This is a genomic window from Nocardiopsis oceani, assembly GCF_054777395.1.
In genome coordinates this window covers 37,834-55,060 of record NZ_BAAHAR010000041.1, presented here as the reverse complement: position 1 = coordinate 55,060, position 17,227 = coordinate 37,834, and the positions used below count along the sequence as shown (strand labels likewise).

The window sequence follows — 17,227 nt, the reverse complement described above, 5'->3', positions numbered from 1 at the left end:
GGCCACTGAATCGACATCGCCAAGAACGGCGACCGACGCTTCCCGGCACCAACATGCATGCAGATATGCGTGCATGTCCTTCCGTAGCACCCCAGACAGCAATAGCTACTAATTCCACTGGAACCCTGCGGAAATAATCGTCGGCTTCTCAAGCCCTTCACTTCCCTTTCTCATCGTGCGGTCACGCCATTTCAGGCCTGATCCGCACCTCTTCTTGCAGACCCATGAGGAGGCTGTCTTTGTCATGCCCGAAAACTCGTCCACAGGCGGAGAGCCGCCGATACAACGCCAGAAGCGGCACACGGACGACAAAGACAATAAGGAGATCTCGAACCCGAGGCACCGCACGGGTTCCAGCGCGTGGGGAAGCTTGGACTACCGGCATCCCAGGTATCCCCACGACACGCACCCGGTCCTCGTACCCGGCATCGCGATCGACGAACAGCGCCGCCGCTACCGGGTCGACTGGCTCGTGTTCGCGATCACCGGATCGCTGACCGTCGCTTTCGTCGCCTGGGGAATCTCGTCACCGGAAAGCGTCGCCGCGGTCGCTGAGACGGCCTTCTACTGGTCGACCGACAACCTCGGCTGGATGTTCAATGCCGTGGCCATCATCGTGCTCGTCTCGCTCCTGGGCATAGCGTTCTCGCGCTACGGCAGGATCCCGCTCGGAAAGGACGGTGAAGAACCCGAGTTCAGCACGTTCTCTTGGACGGCCATGCTGTTCGCCGCCGGCCTGGGTGTGGCGGTCCTCTTCTGGGGCCCCTCTGAGCCGCTCGGCTACTTCGTCTCACCGCCGCCGCTGACCAACGAGCCGGAGTCGGTCGAGGCCATGCACACGGCACTCGCCCAGATGTACTACCACTGGGGCTTCCACGCGTGGGCCATGTACGCACTGGTCGGCGGCGCTGTCGCCTACGCCGCTTACCGCCGCGGGCGCTCCCTGCTCATGTCCTCGATCTTCAGCGCCCTGTTCGGCAAGAACCTCACCGAGGGCTTCGCCGGAAAGCTCATCGACATCTTCGCGATCATCGCAACGCTCTTCGGCACCGCCGCCGCTCTCGGTATCGCGGCGATGCAGATCGGTGCCGGCGTCACGATCGTGTCGGGTGCCGGGGAGCTCACGAACCGCACTCTGGTCGTCATCATCGCGATTCTGACCGTCGGATTCGTGGTCTCGGCCGTTTCGGGCGTCGCCCGGGGCATCCGGTACCTGTCGAACGCCAACATCGTTCTCACCATCGGCATGATTGCGGTGGTGCTCTTCTTCGGCCCCACACTGTTCCTCCTGAACCTGCTTCCCTCGGCGATCATGGAGTACCTCGGCTCCCTGTTCGACATGATGGGCCGATCACTCTCGTGGGGTCCGGAAACCCAGGAATTCCAATCGCTGTGGACCGTCTACTACTGGGCGTGGTGGATTTCCTGGTCGCCTTTCGTGGGCATCTTCCTGGCACGCATCTCCCGCGGTCGCAGCATCCGCCAGTTCACCCTCGGCACGATCTTCATTCCGTCGGCGCTGCTCTTCGTCGCCTACGGAGTGATGGGCGGCACCTCCATCTGGATGTACCGGGAGGGCGCGGACGGATTCACAGACGACATGCCCGCACCGGAGGTGCTTTTCACCCTCATCGGCAACCTCCCGTATGTCGAGTGGCTGCCTTATCTCGTGATCCTGGTGCTCGCGATCTTCTTCATCACTGCCGCCGACTCCGCGTCTGTCGTGATGGGCATGCTCACCACGCAGGGAGATCAGAGGCCCCGCCGCTGGGTGGTCGTCTTCTGGGGCCTGGTCATGTCGGGAATCGCGATCGTGATGCTGCTTCTCGGCGATGCGATGGCCTTGGAAGGTCTGCAGCAACTCGTGATCGTCACTGCTGTGCCGTTCGCACTCGTGCTGCTCGCCGCCATCATCGCGTGGTTCAGGGAACTGCGCACCGATCCCCTGGCCCTGCGCATGCGCTATGTCGAGACGGCAGTGAACAACGCCGTGACCGAGGGCGTGGACCTGTACGGCGACGACTTCTCACTGAAGGTCGTGGGCTCCCGGCCCGGGGGCGGTGCCGGGGCCGCCATCGACTCCACCGACGGCAGCTACACCGAGTGGTACCAGCGCACCAATGAAGAGGGCGAACCGGTCGGCTACGACTTCGCAACCGGGGAATGGGCCGACGGCTATGACGCGGTCACCGGTGAGATCTCAGAGATCACTTCCGAACAGACCGCGGCGGCAGAGGAAGACCCTCGCGGCGGGGCACCGGAGACCGAGGCCGACCGTGAGGGCCGCTGACGTCATCGCCCTGGGCCCGTGCCGTTCAGCTGGCGTCGAGGGCCAGGCGGAAGCCGGCGTGGCCGAGGGTCGTGTCCGCGGTCGCTGCGGTGCGCGCGGACGTGCGGTATCGAAGGCAGTACGACGCGTGGCACATGTAGGATCCGCCCCGCAGCACGGGCCGTCCGTCGGTCCCGTCGAAGACGCCGCTGGTCCACTCCCAGACATTGCCCGTGGTGTTGTACAGGCCGTAGGCGTTGGGCTCGAACGCGGCGGCGGGCACGGTGCCGACCGGGCCGGTCGGGCCGTCCGGGAAGTCACCGGGGAACGTGTTCATGCGGGGCGCCCCGTCGGGTTCCCGTACGGCGCCCCAGGGGAAGGGCTGCTGCTCGAGTCCGCCGCGCGACGCGAACTCCCACTCGGCCTCCGACGGAAGCCGGGCACCGACCCACTCGGCATAGGCTCTTGCGTCCCGCTGCGACACATGGGTGACCGGGTGTCCGCTGCGGGTCTCCGCCGAGGATCCGGGGCCTTCGGGCTGATGCCAGCAGGCACCCTCGACCTGGCGCCACCACGGCGTCTGCGCGACCGCCGGGGCACTGCTGCGCAGCCTCTGGGGCAGCAGGCCCTGGAACACGAGGGAATCCCCCAGCTTCTCGGCATCGGTCCAGTACCCGGTGTCGAGCACGAAGGCGGCGAACTCGGCCACCGTCACCGTCGTCGGCGCGATGGCGAACGGCCCTACCCGCTCCTCGCGAACAGGTCCTTCTCCGTCCTCCGGATAGGCGAACCGGTCCGAGCAGCCCATGAGGAACGCGCCTCCTGCGAGGCCGATCATGCGCAGTTCGTCGGCGGCAGCGGCAGCAAGCCGCCCCAGCACCTTGGCTTCGGCGCCTTCCACGGCCCCCGGCCGCCGGCTGGTCGTCCCGCGCGGGGGACCACAGCAGCTCAATCCACACCCCGTTGTTCCGTATGACTGCAAGGAAGAACCATGACTCAGAATAGACCGAACATCATCGTCGTCCAGGCTGACCAGATGGCACCGCAGGCTCTCGGTGCCTACGGTGACCAGGCGGCGAAGACCCCGAACACCGATGCTCTCGCCGAAGAGGGGGCGGTGTTCGACCGCGCGTACTGCAACACTCCGTTGTGCGCGCCGTCGCGTGCGTCGATGATGACCGGCCGCATGCCCTCAGCTCTCGGCTGCTACGACAACGGAGACGATTTCGCGGCCTCCGAACCGACCTTTGCCCACCGGCTGCGGGCTATCGGATACCACACGGCGTTGATCGGGCGGATGCACTTCATCGGGCCGGATCAGCAGCACGGCTTCGAGGAGAGGCTGACCACGGACGTCTACCCGGCCGATCTCGACATGGTCCCCGATTGGAATCGCCGCCTGGAGGATCGGCTCCAGTGGTACCACGACGCAGATGCGGTGTTCACCGCCGGTGTATCGAAGGCCACGGTGCAGCAGGACTTCGACGACGAGGTCGGATTCCGAACCCTGCGCCACCTCAACGACAGGGTCCGTGCCAACCAGGCCGCGGGGGAGAATCTGCCCTTCCTGATGGTCACCTCGTTCATTCACCCGCATGATCCGTATGAGCCGCCACGCGAGCACTGGGACCGGTTCGCCGACGACGGGATCCCTGATCCGGCCCATCCCGAGGTTCCCGACCCTGAGCAGGACCCGCACAGCCACCGCCTGCGGGCGATGAGCGGGTTCGACAAGCGGGAGCCCGCCATCGACGAGGTGCGCAGGGCCCGCCGTGCGTACTACGCCGCGGTGAGCTATATCGACGACCACATCGGCCGCATTCGCGAGCGCGTCGACGAGCTCGGTCTCGCCGACGACACCGTCATCATCGTCACGAGCGACCACGGTGACATGCTGGGTGAGAAGGGCCTCTGGTACAAGATGTCACCGTACGAGCAGTCTTCGCGGGTCCCGATGATCGTGCACGGGCCTGAGCACCTGGTACCGAAGGGCCGCTTCGCCAACCCGGTCTGCCTGCTCGATCTGATGCCCACCCTGCTGGAGCTCTCGGGGGCTCCAGCCGCAAGTGAACAGGCCGGGCAGTCGCTGCTCGAGACTGCCCGCCGGGAGCGCGCGGGCGAAGCGTCCCCCGCGGACCGCGACATCGTGATCGAGTACCTCGCCGAGGGCACGTTCCGGCCCCAGCTGACACTGGTGCGTGGGCACCTGAAACTCGTGGTGTGCCCCGGCGATCCGGTGCAGCTCTTCGATCTCTCGGCGGACCCGGATGAGCTGCAGAACCGTGCCGAGAAGCCCGAGTACGCGGATTCCGTCCGGGAGATGCGGGCGGCACTCGGGGCCCGGTACGACCTCCCCGACCTGGAATCCGACGTGCTCGCGAGCCAGGCGAGCCGCCGTCTCGTGGCCGAGGCGCTGCAGAAGGGGCGGGTGCGCCGTTGGGACTTCGATCCTGAGCCTGAGCAGCGCTACGTACGTGGCGACTTCTGGAGTGCGCTCGGCTACGGGAAGATCTCCGACCCTTCGAGGTGAGCCCTACGTGGGTCGGGTTCACCACTTCGTGGTGGCCCGGCCCTCGCCCTGCTGCGGCTTCGAGCGCCTGCGCCATGGCTGGGGCTCCCGACGGTGACGCCTCCGACGCGGGCCGTCGCTCAGTGGGGCTCGGCGGGCCGGACACCCTCGAACTGGCGGACGTGCCCACGCCCGCCCCGGCCGCGGGTCACGCCGGACCGTGAAGGGATCGAGCTGGCGGTCGGGGCCTGCCTGCTGACCGGATGAGGTCATCGTGACCGGCACCGACATCGCTACATGGGCCCAGGGTACTTTTCCGCCATGACCAGATACATCGGCATTCTGATCGGTACCGGTTTCTGCTTGGCCTTCGTCCTCCTCAACACCGGACCACCGCTCCACCCGACCGTCGCGCTCGTCCTGCGAAGCCTCGCGATCGTCGCCGTGGTCACCATCGCCGCCATGGTCATCGCGACCGAGCGCCGGAGGTCCGGTGCCGTCGAACAGGATCCTGGAAGCGGTTCGGGCCGTCGCCCGAGCGGCGGTCCGGAGAGCGGCCCCGCAAGGAGTTCGGACGGTACCGAACCTGAGGCGCGCGACCCGGTGATGCGGTTCGGCCCTTTCTACTTCGTCGTGGTCGCCCTGGAGATCGTGCTGATCGTCGGCGGAATCCAGCTGTTGCGCCACTTTGACTGGCCCATGCAGGCCAACGTCGCCTGGATCGCCTTCGCGGTCGGCCTGCACTTCTTCCCCCTGGCTTGGTACTGGGGCATGCGGGTGATCTTCCATGCCGCCACGTTCATGACCGTCCTCGGCGCGGTCGGCCTCGCCATGACCGCCGCTGGCCACCCCGACTGGGTGCCGTTCGTGAGTGGGGTCGTCACCGGGGCCGGAGGGCTGGCGGGCCTCTTGGCCGGGACGGTCTCCGCGTTCCGGTCAGCCGCACCGGAACCGGTGACACGGGCCTGATCGCGCAGGCGCCCGGGGGCGACTCGACCACTGCAGCGGCTGTCCACGCCCCGAGTCGTCGCGGCACCGCCAACGACGCCTTGGTGCAGTTTGTCGCCGAGAATAGGGTTAGGTTAGGCTCACCTGAATTCACCTCAGGCTTCTTTCAGGAGTTCACGTGCCCCGAACCTCTCGGCCCCTGCAGATCCACCCCATCGTGCTTCGCCGTGCTGAGGTGGCCCGGGTCGTCGACGTCACGCCCAACACGCGCCGGATCACGCTCACCGGCGAGGATCTCACCCCCGGGATGATGGGTGCGGGTTACGAACGCCCTCCGTTCCGGTCCGACGGCTTCGACGACCACGTGAAGCTCGTCGTCCCGCACGCCGACGGTACGGTGCCGCATATCGGCACACAGGAGGAGAACCGGTTCGCGTGGGACCCCGACGCCTTCACCCGTACCCGGGACTACACCGTGCGGTCGTGGGACCCGGAGACCAACACCTTCGACGTCGACTTCGTCCGCCACGACCACGGCTTGGCCGCGGGCTGGGCCTACCGTGCACGGCCGGGCGAGGAGATCTACTTCGCGGGCCCGAAAACGTGCGCGATGCGCAACGACGAGGCCGAGTGGCACCTCCTGGTCGGCGACGAGACCGCACTGCCGGCGATCGGCCGCTGGCTGGCCGAGGCACCCGAAGGCACGCGCGGACGCGTGATCGTCGAGGTCCCGACCGAGGCCGACCGCCAGGACATCCCGACCGCGGCGGATATCCGCATCGACTGGCTCGTGCGCGGTGACACCCCCGCGGGCACGAGCCCGCAGCTCTTCGACGCCGTGCGGGACGTGGCACTGCCGGACCTGCGCGTCTACGCGTGGGTCGGCGGTGAGGCCATGACGATCGCCCCCATCCGCCGCTACCTCCGCAAGGACCTCGGGCTTCCCAAGGAGGACGTCGAGGTCGTCGGATACTGGCGGCGCCCGAAGACAGCCGGGGCTGAGGACACCGCGCCCCGCGACGAGGCGGAACGGACCGGCCCCGAAGCGGCCGGCGACGCCGAGAAGACCTCGAAGGAACTGCTCCACGAAGTCCACGAGATGACGGAGCTGGCGCCGCCGATCGTCACACGCGTGGCCGTCACGCTCGGCATCGCCCCCCTCATCAGCCACGGCTTCGCGACCCTCGCCGAACTCGCCCGGGAGACCGGCGCGACGCCGGAGCACCTCGCTCCCCTGCTCGACGCGATGCAGGCACTGGGACTGGTCGAGCGGGACGGTGAGCGGTACCGCAACACCGCCCGGGGCGGCATCCTCATGGACGACGCGCCGCTCGAAGCGCTCTCGCTCGACAACCCGGCCAACCTTGAGGCGCTCGCGCTGGTCGACCTCCTCGACGTGGTGCGCTCGGGCCGCGCGTCGCCGCGTCTGGGAACCGCTTCCTGGCATGAGCGCCGTGCCCGTGACGAGGCCCTCGACGCCGCCCACCACGAGCGGGCCGCCGACCAGCTCCAGTTCGTGGTCGAACCCCTGGCGCAGCTCACCCCGGTCGCCGACGCACGCACCATCGCGGTGTGCGGGGAGGCCGCACCGTTCGTCGCCTCGCACATCGCACGCGGGCGCACCGTGCACCTGCCGGGCACCGCCGAGGCCACGTGGCCGAACAACGACTGCGCCGTCCTCATCGGCGCGCTGGAAGGCCGCGGTGACGAGGCGGCGTTGGAGCTGCTCCGGGCCGCGCTCGCCGCAGGACCCGCCCTGGTACTGGCCGAACGTACCGCTGACAAGGCCCCCACAGACGACCACGCCGCCGAATACGCCCTGCGGAGCCTCGCGGTCACCGGTTCGGTGCTGCGTACCCGCGACCGCGTCGGCGAGCTCCTGCGCGAGGCCGGGGCCTCCAGGGTGGAGAACCCCTCCCTCGGATGGGGTTTCGGGCCGTTCGGCACCGTGACCGTGGCCCATGCCTGAGAACACCGTGGCCGCGCGCAGCGGCCGCGGGCCCAGCTGCCGGTAGTGAAGGACCGGAGGCCCCGTACCCCTACCCTTGGGCGGCGCGGTCCTTGCGGCCGGCACTGTCCGCGCTGCGTACGCGGTCCTCGCGGTCCTCGCGGGGTACACGGTCCGCACGGTACTCAGAGGGCTCGCCTCCCTGGAAGGCGGTGAGCCATCCGCTGGCGAGGTAACGCTCCTCCGGCGGACCGCCCTCGAGCCGCAGCGCCGCCTCCAGCGAACGCTGTGCCTCGGCCCCCCGTTTGCGCAGGCGCCAGTACCGGGCCAGTGCGGTGACCAGGCGCAGCGCGGTCTCGGCGTCCCGGCCGCGTACCGCAAGTTCCAGGGTGTAGCGCAGGTTCACCGTCTCGCTGTCGAACCACGTCCGTGCTTCGCCCTGCCGCCCGGCCCGCAGCAACTGGTCCTGTCGCTCTGCCTCCCGGACGTGGAAGGAGACGAACCTGCGGCGCACCTCCTCGAGTTCACCCGCCTCGTTCAGCCGTTCGTCGCAGTACGCGGCGACGGACTCCAGGAGCCGGTACCGGTCTCCCTCGCGCCCCAGGAGTGACCGGTCGACCAGGCAGGAGAGCACGTCGAGCACGTCCCGCGTTTCGGAACCGGCCCTCTCCTCCCCGACGCGGAGTCCGGTCCCCTCGGCGCAGACGGCCCGCGCCCCGTCGAGCGTGCATCCGTCCCGATGCACCGCCAACCGGCGCAGGACCCTGCGTTCCGCCTCGGTGAGCAGGTGCCAGCTCCAGTCGATCATGGATCGCAGGGTCTGCTGCCGGGTGGGCCGACCGCGCCCCGGCCCGGTCGGCAGGGCGAAGCGGTCGTCCAGGCCGGTGGCGACCTGCTCCGTCGTGAGTGCGCGCATCCGGGCGGCGACCAGTTCGATGGCCAACGGGATGCCGTCCAGGCGGCGGCAGATCGCGGCGACGTCGGCGGCGTTGTCCCCGGTCAGTGCGAACCCGGGCGAGGCGGCCACGGCCCGCTCCACGAAGAGCCGCACCGCGCTGGAGGATGCGGTCATCTCCACCGGTTCACGGTGGTGGCCGGGCAGCGTCAGCGGCGCCACCGGGAAGACCGTCTCCCCGGGCACGTCGAGCGGCTCCTGGGTGGTCACCATGAGCCGCACCCCGTCGGCCTCCAGCAGCGCCCCGGCCAGGTCCGCGACCGAGTCCACCACGTGCTCACAGTTGTCCAAAACCAGGAGCGTCCGCCATGTCACCAAGGTCTCGCGGAGCCACTTCACCAGGTCGAACTCGGAGTCCGGAACGCCTTCGCACAGGCCCAGAGCCGCGATGACGCGTTCGGCAAGCTCCGAGGGCGCGGCATCCCGGTCCATCCCGGCCAGCTCGACGATCCACGTACCGTCGGGGAACTCCTCGGTCAGCGCGTGCGCGACAGCGACAGCCAGGCGGGTCTTGCCCACGCCGCCGGGGCCGGTCAGGGTTACCAGGCAGCTCCCGTGCCGGCCGGAGAGCGCCCCGCGCACGTGTGCGTGCTCGGACTCGCGCCCGATGAGCCCGGTCGGCGGGCTGGGAAGGTGCTCCGGGGAGGCTCCGGGACGTCGAGCTGATCGCTCCGCGGCGGCTCCTCAGCGTTGGGCGGATCGCTCTGCGGGGACTCCGCAACCTGCGGCAGCGCCATGGACTCCGGCTCTTGGCGCAGGAGCGAGGCATAGAGCTCGTTCAGTGCGCGACCGGGGTCCACACCCAGTTCTTCGCCCAGCCTGGCACGCAGGTCGTGGAAGACCTGGACGGCGTCCCCCTGCCTTCCGGCCCGGAACAGGGCCAGCATGTACAGGCCGTGCGGCCGTTCCCGAAGCGGGTGCTCCTCGACGAGTTCCCGCAGCCCGGCGACGGCCTTGGGGTTCTCCTCTGTTCCGATACGCGCCTCGGCCAGGTACTCCGCCGCCTCGACGCGCAGTTCGTCCAGGCGTGCGGCCTCAGCACGGACGAACGCGGCGTCGGCGAACTCTGAGAAGGCCGGTCCCCGCCACAGGTCCAGCGCCTCGGAGAAAAGTCGGCTGCGGGCACCGGGCTCCCCCGCGCGCTCCCCCTCCTCAACGGCCCGCCGGAACCGGTCCGCGTCGAGTTCGCCGTCCCCGACGCGGACCCGGTAGCCGGCCGGGGTGCGGAGGACGCGCTCGGCTCCCAGCACCTTACGGAGCTGGGAGACCTTGGTCTGGAGGGTGTTGAGGGGACGTTTGGGCGGGTTCCCCTCCCACAGGTCCTCGATGAGCCGGTCCGTGGAGACCGGCCTTCCCTGGTGGACCAGCAGGTTGGCGAGCAGCGCCCGGACCTTCGATTCGGTGATCGGGAGCTGGGCCCCACTGGAGTCCCACACGGCGAGCGAGCCAAGCACCCCAAAACGCATGCCCCAAGGGTACAAGGCGGGCCCGGGATCCCCGTGCGTGCTCCGTGCGCGGCCGTGCGTGGCCCGTGCGCTGCCCGTGCGCGGTCCCGCCCAGTCTGGAGCCGTTCCGACAGCGCAAGGAGAGGATCGTAAGACATGTCAGTGAAGCACAGCGGCAGGGCGGGCCCGGCGCAGTGGGCCGGCCTGGCCGTACTGGCCCTACCGACCGTTCTCCTGGGACTGGACCTCACCGTCCTGCACCTGGCCCTGCCCTCCCTTGCCATGGACCTGAGCCCGAGCGGCACCCAGGAGCTGTGGATCGTGGACGCCTACGGTTTCCTGATCGCGGGCTTCCTGATCACGATGGGCACCCTCGGGGACCGGATCGGTCGCCGGCGCCTGCTGATGATCGGTGGCGTCGCCTTCATCGCCGCGTCGATCGCGGCCGCCTACTCGCCCACGGCCGAAATACTCATCGCCTCCCGCGCGGCGCTCGGTATCGCCGGTGCCACGCTCATGCCCTCGACGCTCGCCCTGATCAGCAACATGTTCCACGACCCCCGCCAGCGGGCGCTGGCCATCGGGCTGTGGGCGACCTTCTTCGCCGGGGGTATGGCCGCCGGTCCCTTGGTCGGCGGTGTGCTCCTGCACTACTTCTGGTGGGGCGCGGCCTTCCTGATCGCCGTGCCGATCATCGGTCTGATGCTCCTGCTGGCTCCGGTCCTGCTGCCCGAGTACCGGGCACCGCAGAGCGGCCGGTTCGACCTGCCGAGCGTGCTCCTGTCCCTGCTGGCCCTCCTGCCCGTCGTCTACGCGATCAAGGAGTTCGCCAAGGCGGGACCGACCCTGTCGGTGATCGCCGCCGCGGTGGTCGGCGCCGTGTTCTCCGTGGTCTTCGTCCGCCGCCAGCTCTTCCTGGAGAGCCCGCTGCTCGACATGGGCCTCTTCAAGAACCGCGCCTTCAGCGTCGCCTTGGGGGTGATGCTCGTCGGCCTGGTGGGCGTTGGCGGCACCATGCTCCTCACCACCCAGTACCTCCAGCTCATCGAAGGGCTGTCGCCCCTGACCGCAGGCCTGTGGTTCGGCCCGCCCGCGCTGATGATGATGCTCTCCGCGACCATCGCACCGGTCCTGACCCGGTGGATCCGCCCGGGTTTCGTGGTGGCGGGTGTGCTGGTGCTGTCCGCCCTGGGGTACGCGCTGATGGGCGTGGTGGGGGCTTCCGGCGGGCTGTACTCCGTGGTCCTGGCGTTCTCCCTGGTGTACCTGGGACTGGGCGCGCTCGCCGCGCTGGGCACCGACCTGGTGGTGGGCGCCGCTCCCCCGGAGAAGGCGGGATCGGCCTCGGCCATGTCGGAGACCGTGCAGGAACTCGGTCTGGCGGCCGGGATCGCCGTCGTCGGCAGCTTGTCCGCCGCCGTCTACACCAGCAGGATGGACACCCAGGCCCTCTCCGGACTGCCGGAGGACACGGCGCGGGTCGTGGAGAACAGCCTCTCCGGGGCCGCCTCGGTCTCGGAGGACATTCCCGCCTCCGTGTTCCAGGAGGCCCAGGAGGCGTTCGTCGCGGGACTGAACACGACGGGCTGGACGGGCGCGGGTGCCGTCCTCGTCCTGGCCGCCGTGACCGCGGTGATGCTCCGTGGCATCGGTGCTCAGGGCTCGGTGCCACCCGGCGAGGGCACCGGGACGGACCGGCCCGCGCCGGAGGGCGCAGACGCGGCAGAGCGCTCCGCCACTAGTCTCCCGTAGAGCTCGGGAAGGAGCCCAGTGGCGGAGATTCATCACCGGTGCCGGGGGTCAGGTCGGTATCCCCGGCCCCGGGGTGAGGACGTTGGCGGGGTCGTACTCCCGCTTGGCCGCGGCCAGGTCGGGCCAGTGCGGACCGTAGTGCTCGCGCCAGTCCTCGCTGCTCATCGGGATGCTGCCCACCGGATACTGGAACCCGCCGTGGGCGCGGACTTTCTCGTAGTGGCGCCGGTTGGCAGCGATCATCGCCTGGGCCGTGGGGACCCCGGGCCCCGGCGACGCGGTCTTCAGGAGCGACAGCAAGAACACTTGCGGCTCGTCCGGTGCCCGCAGCAGCCGGGTGCGGGGGCGGGCGACCGGGTAGAGCAGGGCCAGTCCGCTGGGACCGAGGTCGGCGGGGGTGAGCTCGGTGAAGACCTCGGCCACGGCCGCCTCAGCGGTGCTGCCGGGCAGCAGGGCGTTCCACCACGGGTGGGGGTCGTACCACTCGCCGGTGGACCGCAAGTAGGCGACGCCCTCGTCCATCCGGTGGGCGAACTCTGCGAAGGTGAGATCGGTGGCCTCCTCCGTGCCCCTCCGGTGGCCCAGGTCTCCGATGCGCACGTCCTCGGCCCCCGGGTCCGGGTGGCCACCGGGACGGTCCACGACCTCCAGCACGTAGCGCCATCCGCCTCCGGGGGCGGGCAGCGCCTGGCCCTCGATGTAGGCGAAGCGCCCGCCCGCGGCGGCCCGGCGCTGGTCGGCCATGAGCGCGGCCGGGTCGGGGTACTCGAGCACGTATCTCCTGAGCCGTTCGGGAACCGGAACCGTCTCGATGGTGGCCCGGGTGATGACCGCGCACTGTCCCAGACCGGCCAGCACCGCGTGGAAGAGCGCGGGCCGGTCCGCGGGTGAGCACGTCACGACCTCCCCGGCACCGGTGACCACCTGGAGTTCGGTCACCCCGTCAGTCTGGGCGCCGTACCGGTGCCCGGCACCGCCGAGCCCGCCCGCGGAGAGCGTTCCCCCGACAGAGAGCTCCAGGTAGTCGGTGAGGACCCGGGGAGCACGTCCGCGCTGGAGGGTGTGGTCCAGCACCTGGCTCCACAACGCACCCGCCTGGACGCGTACCCGGTGGTCGCGGTCCCACTCGACCGCCCTCAGGGCACCCGTTCCGATGACCACGCCGCCGCCGGCCTGGGCCTGTCCGTCGGTGGAGTGGCCCTGACCGCGGGGTGCCACAGGGACCCCGCGGTCCGTGCACAGCCGCAGCACTGCGGCCACATCGCGCGCCGATCCCGCCTCCACCACCGACGAAGGGCGGCGGTGGGTCAGGTGCCCGTAGTCGTCGGCGGCGGCATCCACGACCGGCCCGTCATGATGGACTCGACCGTCGGTGACGGCTCGGTGGAGATCCATTCCGCCCTCGGTTCCCAGTCGCGCGGCTACCAGAATCACCTTTTCGTGGCTTTTTGTCGATTTTGTGAGAATTCAACGCGTACATTGCCTCATAACACGAGCAAACGTAGCATCAGCCTTTGACACAGGGCGTTCCCAGCATTCACGGAATCCGGTGGCCGCCAGCCGTAGCACTGCTGCGCCGTATCGCGTGGAGAATTCGCCCGAACGACGTGAGACAAAGGACCGGTGCTCCATGTCCGAAGAAGCCAAGGTGACGCGCGAGCACGCTCCAGGGGCTCGGCCCTGGTACGAACGCGAGCGGGCACAGGCATCCGCCTATGACGCCATCGGTGACCGCTACGACGAGGCGTTTCCGCACAAGGAAGGCCAGATCGACTTCACCGAACGGCTACTGCGTCGGCTTCCCGACCGTGCCCGTGTCCTCGATCTGGGGTGCGGCACCGGCCTGCCCACCACCGGCCAACTGGCCTCCGCCGGACACCGGGTGACCGGCCTCGACCTGTCTCCCCGCATGGTCGCCCTCGCCCGCGCCAACGTTCCGGAAGCCGACATCGTCCAGGGCGACATGGTCGACCTCTCCCCTGACGATGCCGGATACGACGCGATCGTCTCCTTCTTCTCGCTTCTGCACCTGCCCCGCTCAGGGATCTCCGAGATGTTGGGGACCATCCGCCGGTCCCTGGCTCCAGAGGGCCGTCTCTGCCTTTCCATGGTCGAGGCCGACGTGGACGACATCGTCATCCCGTTCCTCGGCCAACCCCTCCGTGTCACGGGTTACCTGCGCGACGACCTCCACACGGTACTCAGCCGCGCCGGACTCACCATCGAGGAAGAAGAGGTCCACTCCTACATCCCGGCCACCACCCAGGCCGAACCCGAGATCCAGATCTTCCTCATCTGCCGCCGAGACCGATGACCACGGACCGGCCGATCAAACAAGGCGGTGACCCGCTCCCCCGTGAGCAGGGGCTGCGGGCCGCCATGCGCACCCCGTTGACCTTCCTCAACGCCGCCACCGACCGCATCGGAGCCCACTTCGACCTGGAGCGAACCGCCCGCGAGCTGAGCCGGGTCGCGGTCCCCCGCGTCACCGACGTGGCCACCGTCCACCTGATCGACGCGCTCTTCGCTCCGCACCGTGTCGACCTGGCCGCGCCCGGGGCCGACGATCCGGCAGAGACGTCGATGCGCCGTGTGGCCACCGAACACCACGAGGCGACGGACACGTGGGACACGGTGTTTCCGGAAGGCTCCGTCCAGATCATGAGCCCTACCAGCCCGGTGCGCCGCACCCTGGCTTCGGGCGACCCCCTGGTCATCACGCGCATCGACGACGCCCAGGCCGCCGAGCTCGCGTCCGCTCACCCGATACCGGGCCTGGAGCAGCTCCTGGTCGGCCGGTCGTTGCTGGCGCTGCCGCTCGCGGTGCGCGGCCGGGTACTGGGGGCCATGGTCCTCCTGCGGGACGCCGAACGCCCCCCGTTCGACGAGGTCGATACCTTGCTGGCCCGTCAGCTGGCCTCCCAGGCAGGCCTTGGTGTGCACAGCGCCGACATCTACCGGGCTGAAGCCGACATCGTCGACAAGCTGCAGCGGGCCCTGTTGCCGCAGCTGTCCGAGCGGCTTGGCAGCGTCGAGCTTGCCCACCGCTACTTGAGCAGCAGCCATACGGCGAAGATCGGTGGTGACTGGTTCGACGCCATCCCCCTGCGCGGAGGGCGCACCGCACTGGTGGTCGGCGACGTCATGGGACACGGTGTCGGCTCGGCAGCGGCGATGGGCCAGTTCCGAACCGCGGTCCAGACTCTGGCCGCCCTGGACCTGCCGCCCGACCAGGTCCTGCGCAACCTGGACGACCTCGCCCACCAACTGGGCGACACCTACTTCGCCACCTGCATCTACGCGGTCTACGACCCGGTCACCCGCCGGTGCACACTCGCCAACGCCGGACACGTTCCCCCGGTGGTGCTGCGCGCGAACGGGCACACCGACCAGCTGGACCTGCCCGCGGGCGGCCCCATCGGCCTGGGCGGCATCGCCTTCGAAACAGTGGAAATGGCCATGGGGGACGGCGACATCCTCGTGCTGTGCACCGACGGCCTGGTGGAACGGCGCGGCCAGGACCTCGGCACCGGCCTGGACCAGCTCCGCTCCCACCTGTCCGGAAACCAGGGTCCCCTCGACGCGCTGTGCGAGAAGCTGGTGGGTTCATTCCTCGGCGAGGACCGCGAAGACGACGTCGCCCTGCTCATGGCGCGGTTCCACGGACTTGCCTCGGGAAACGTCGCGCACTGGTACCTGGAACCTTCGGGCAGCACTCCGGCCAGAGTGCGCCGCATCGTGCGCACGACCCTGGCCTCCTGGGACCTGCACGGACTCGTCGACACCACGGAACTGCTGGCCACCGAGCTCGTGACCAACGCGCTCCGGCACGCCGGGAACCCGATCGAGTTGCGCCTCCTCCACGACGATCACCTCCTCTGCGAGGTGTTCGACGACGACCACCAGCGCCCCGTCATCCGCAACGCCGCAGACACCGACGAGGGCGGGCGCGGGCTCATCCTGGTCAGCCGCCTGGCCCGGCGGTGGGGTAGCAGCGCCCGCGCCAACGGAAAAGTGGTCTGGTTCGAACAGGAGCTTCCCGGCGGAACGGACTAGCGGACGGGTCCGGCCGCGGCGGGGGCGCCCGACAAGGCCGATCCGGTACCGGGGTCGCCGGTTCCAACGGCATCGGCCCTGCGGGGAAGGGGCGGCACCGGCCGACTCAGCACCGGGGTCTGCACCAGGCTGGGAACCGGTAGGAGCACGATGATGCAGAGCGAGAGACCCATACTCACCAGCAGGATCGCGCTGATCAACGGAGTGCCCAGAGAAAGCAGCCCCACCACCACGGCGGGGGCGCCCGCACCGGCGTAGAAGGACAGGTACAGGGAGGCCGTGACACCCGCGCGGCACCCCTCGGGTGTGAGGGCGTCGACCTCCGTCGCGGCTCCCCAGTAGCTGAGGCCGTGTCCGCAACCGGAGAGCACGGCCGCCACCGCCGTCATCACCAGGGCCGGCGCTCCGGAGAACAACGGCAGATGGGAGCCGACCAGCACCGCCATGCCGATCGCCAAAGCGGTCAGACCGATGGTCTGCGCTGCCCGTGGCTCCAGCCGCGGGGCGCCCAGCTGGCTGAGTGCCGAACACGTCAGGAGCGCGCCGACCACGGCACCGGACACCGCGAGGTTGGACACCGCCCCGAAGCCGTCCACCAGGGAGGGCAGCAGTGCCAGGAAGATGCCGACGACCGCCCACCCCACAAAGCCCGTGAGGGCGGCGATGGCGAAGCTGTGCTTCATGGCGGCGGGCACCGAGGGCCGGGTGGGTCGCCAGCGCTGCCGTACGACCGGCGTTCCCCGGCCGAGGGTGAGCACCAACAGGTACACGGTCGCCAGCAGGCCCAGCATCACGAGGAAGGGCGTGGTGGTCGGGTCCTTGGCGTACTGGCCGACGATGCCCGCCATGAGCGGCCCAGCCCCGCTTCCACCGACAAAGGCCAAGGTCGCCAGGGTCGATCCGCTCATCGGGCGCCGTGCGGGCGAGGCCTCCACCATCATCGCGATGCCGGCGCCGGTGCCCGTTCCCAGCCCGATGCCCAGCAGCACGCGCCCCAGGAACAGGGTGCCGGTGGTACCGCCGAGGGCGAAGAGAAGGGTTCCCGCGAAGGCGCAGGCGAGACTGGCCGCCAGGGCGGGTCTGCGCCCCACCGCGTCAGCGGCCGGACCGAAGAGCAGCAGCGCGGGCAGGGCCGTGGCGGCGAAGGTGGCGTACAGGGCCGTCATGGTCAGATCGGACATGCCCAGCAGCTGCTGGTAGGTCGGGTACAGCGGGCTGACCATGTTGGCTGCGGCGGAGAGGGCGGCCAGCGCGGTACCCGCGACGGCCATGCGCTGCATGGGGCTCCGCGACCCCAGCACGTTCAACGGTCGGCGACCTTGGGGCTTCATGGCTTCAGCATGCC

Annotated in this window: 13 protein-coding genes; 8 read left to right on the top strand and 5 right to left on the bottom strand. The window is 69.6% G+C overall.

The genetic code is table 11. The annotated features are described in order from the left end of the window. Positions 1-370 precede the first annotated feature (370 nt). On the top strand, positions 371-2,290 hold the full coding sequence (locus ACYVDG_RS23535) for a BCCT family transporter (RefSeq protein ID WP_460757762.1): 1,920 nt from the start codon (positions 371-373) through the stop codon (positions 2,288-2,290). A 25-nt stretch (positions 2,291-2,315) separates the two neighbouring features. On the opposite strand, the gene ACYVDG_RS23530 is transcribed toward ACYVDG_RS23535, so the two are convergent. Further along, the gene (locus ACYVDG_RS23530; RefSeq protein ID WP_460757786.1) at positions 2,316-3,107 is read right to left on the bottom strand and encodes an SUMF1/EgtB/PvdO family nonheme iron enzyme; all 792 of its coding nucleotides are present in this window, start codon (positions 3,105-3,107) and stop codon (positions 2,316-2,318) included. A 153-nt stretch (positions 3,108-3,260) separates the two neighbouring features. Here ACYVDG_RS23530 and betC point away from each other — a divergent pair, with 153 nt between their 5' ends. The 4 genes from betC (at position 3,261) to ACYVDG_RS23510 (ending at position 7,695) form a co-directional block, all read left to right on the top strand. Further along, positions 3,261-4,799, top strand: a complete 1,539-nt coding sequence (gene betC / locus ACYVDG_RS23525) for a choline-sulfatase (RefSeq protein WP_460757761.1) — start codon at positions 3,261-3,263, stop codon at positions 4,797-4,799. A gap of 74 nt (positions 4,800-4,873) precedes the next feature. Beyond that, positions 4,874-5,002 carry a hypothetical protein gene (locus ACYVDG_RS23520; protein ID WP_460757760.1) on the top strand — a complete coding sequence of 43 codons (129 nt, stop codon included), beginning with the start codon at positions 4,874-4,876 and terminating at the stop codon, positions 5,000-5,002. A 97-nt stretch (positions 5,003-5,099) separates the two neighbouring features. Then, positions 5,100-5,747: a hypothetical protein gene (locus ACYVDG_RS23515; protein ID WP_460757759.1), complete on the top strand. Its 648-nt coding sequence runs from the start codon at positions 5,100-5,102 to the stop codon at positions 5,745-5,747. A 157-nt stretch (positions 5,748-5,904) separates the two neighbouring features. After that, the gene (locus tag ACYVDG_RS23510) at positions 5,905-7,695 is read left to right on the top strand and encodes a siderophore-interacting protein (protein ID WP_460757758.1); all 1,791 of its coding nucleotides are present in this window, start codon (positions 5,905-5,907) and stop codon (positions 7,693-7,695) included. Positions 7,696-7,765: 70 nt separating this feature from the next. Here ACYVDG_RS23510 and ACYVDG_RS23505 read toward each other — a convergent pair whose 3' ends face one another. Next, positions 7,766-9,211 (bottom strand): ATP-binding protein, encoded by a 1,446-nt coding sequence (locus ACYVDG_RS23505; RefSeq protein ID WP_460757757.1) that lies wholly within the window; start codon positions 9,209-9,211, stop codon positions 7,766-7,768. Next, entirely contained in the window at positions 9,169-10,095 is a 927-nt protein-coding gene (locus ACYVDG_RS23500; RefSeq protein ID WP_460757756.1) for an AfsR/SARP family transcriptional regulator, read from the bottom strand. Before ACYVDG_RS23500 ends, ACYVDG_RS23505 begins: the two co-directional genes overlap by 43 nt. 135 nt (positions 10,096-10,230) lie before the next feature. Between ACYVDG_RS23500 and ACYVDG_RS23495 the strand changes: the two genes are divergently transcribed. Beyond that, positions 10,231-11,826, top strand: coding sequence for an MFS transporter (locus ACYVDG_RS23495; protein WP_460757755.1), 1,596 nt, complete (start codon positions 10,231-10,233; stop codon positions 11,824-11,826). Between the two features lie 48 nt (positions 11,827-11,874). On the opposite strand, the gene ACYVDG_RS23490 is transcribed toward ACYVDG_RS23495, so the two are convergent. Continuing rightward, complete coding sequence (locus ACYVDG_RS23490) at positions 11,875-13,221, bottom strand: FAD-binding protein (RefSeq protein ID WP_460757754.1); 1,347 nt, start codon at positions 13,219-13,221, stop codon at positions 11,875-11,877. 235 nt (positions 13,222-13,456) lie between these two features. Here ACYVDG_RS23490 and ACYVDG_RS23485 point away from each other — a divergent pair, with 235 nt between their 5' ends. Then, entirely contained in the window at positions 13,457-14,140 is a 684-nt protein-coding gene (locus tag ACYVDG_RS23485) for a class I SAM-dependent DNA methyltransferase (RefSeq protein WP_460757753.1), read from the top strand. Continuing rightward, positions 14,137-15,882 carry a SpoIIE family protein phosphatase gene (locus tag ACYVDG_RS23480; protein WP_460757752.1) on the top strand — a complete coding sequence of 582 codons (1,746 nt, stop codon included), beginning with the start codon at positions 14,137-14,139 and terminating at the stop codon, positions 15,880-15,882. Before ACYVDG_RS23485 ends, ACYVDG_RS23480 begins: the two co-directional genes overlap by 4 nt. Here the strand turns inward: ACYVDG_RS23480 and ACYVDG_RS23475 are convergent. Continuing rightward, positions 15,879-17,213: an MFS transporter gene (locus tag ACYVDG_RS23475; protein WP_460757751.1), complete on the bottom strand. Its 1,335-nt coding sequence runs from the start codon at positions 17,211-17,213 to the stop codon at positions 15,879-15,881. The genes ACYVDG_RS23480 and ACYVDG_RS23475 overlap by 4 nt on opposite strands. Between the last annotated feature and the right edge of the window lie 14 nt (positions 17,214-17,227).

Bases quoted from the DNA above. Each gene is read 5' to 3' on its own strand.
- ACYVDG_RS23480 (WP_460757752.1), top strand. From the start codon at position 14,137: ATGACCACGGACCGGCCGATCAAACAAGGCGGTGACCCGCTCCCCCGT.
- ACYVDG_RS23495 (WP_460757755.1), top strand. From the start codon at position 10,231: ATGTCAGTGAAGCACAGCGGCAGGGCGGGCCCGGCGCAGTGGGCCGGC.
- ACYVDG_RS23515 (WP_460757759.1), top strand. From the start codon at position 5,100: ATGACCAGATACATCGGCATTCTGATCGGTACCGGTTTCTGCTTGGCC.
- ACYVDG_RS23520 (WP_460757760.1), top strand. From the start codon at position 4,874: ATGGCTGGGGCTCCCGACGGTGACGCCTCCGACGCGGGCCGTCGCTCA.
- ACYVDG_RS23475 (WP_460757751.1), bottom strand. From the start codon at position 17,213: ATGAAGCCCCAAGGTCGCCGACCGTTGAACGTGCTGGGGTCGCGGAGC.
- ACYVDG_RS23530 (WP_460757786.1), bottom strand. From the start codon at position 3,107: ATGATCGGCCTCGCAGGAGGCGCGTTCCTCATGGGCTGCTCGGACCGG.
- betC (WP_460757761.1), top strand. From the start codon at position 3,261: ATGACTCAGAATAGACCGAACATCATCGTCGTCCAGGCTGACCAGATG.
- ACYVDG_RS23490 (WP_460757754.1), bottom strand. From the start codon at position 13,221: ATGGATCTCCACCGAGCCGTCACCGACGGTCGAGTCCATCATGACGGG.
- ACYVDG_RS23500 (WP_460757756.1), bottom strand. From the start codon at position 10,095: ATGCGTTTTGGGGTGCTTGGCTCGCTCGCCGTGTGGGACTCCAGTGGG.
- ACYVDG_RS23485 (WP_460757753.1), top strand. From the start codon at position 13,457: ATGTCCGAAGAAGCCAAGGTGACGCGCGAGCACGCTCCAGGGGCTCGG.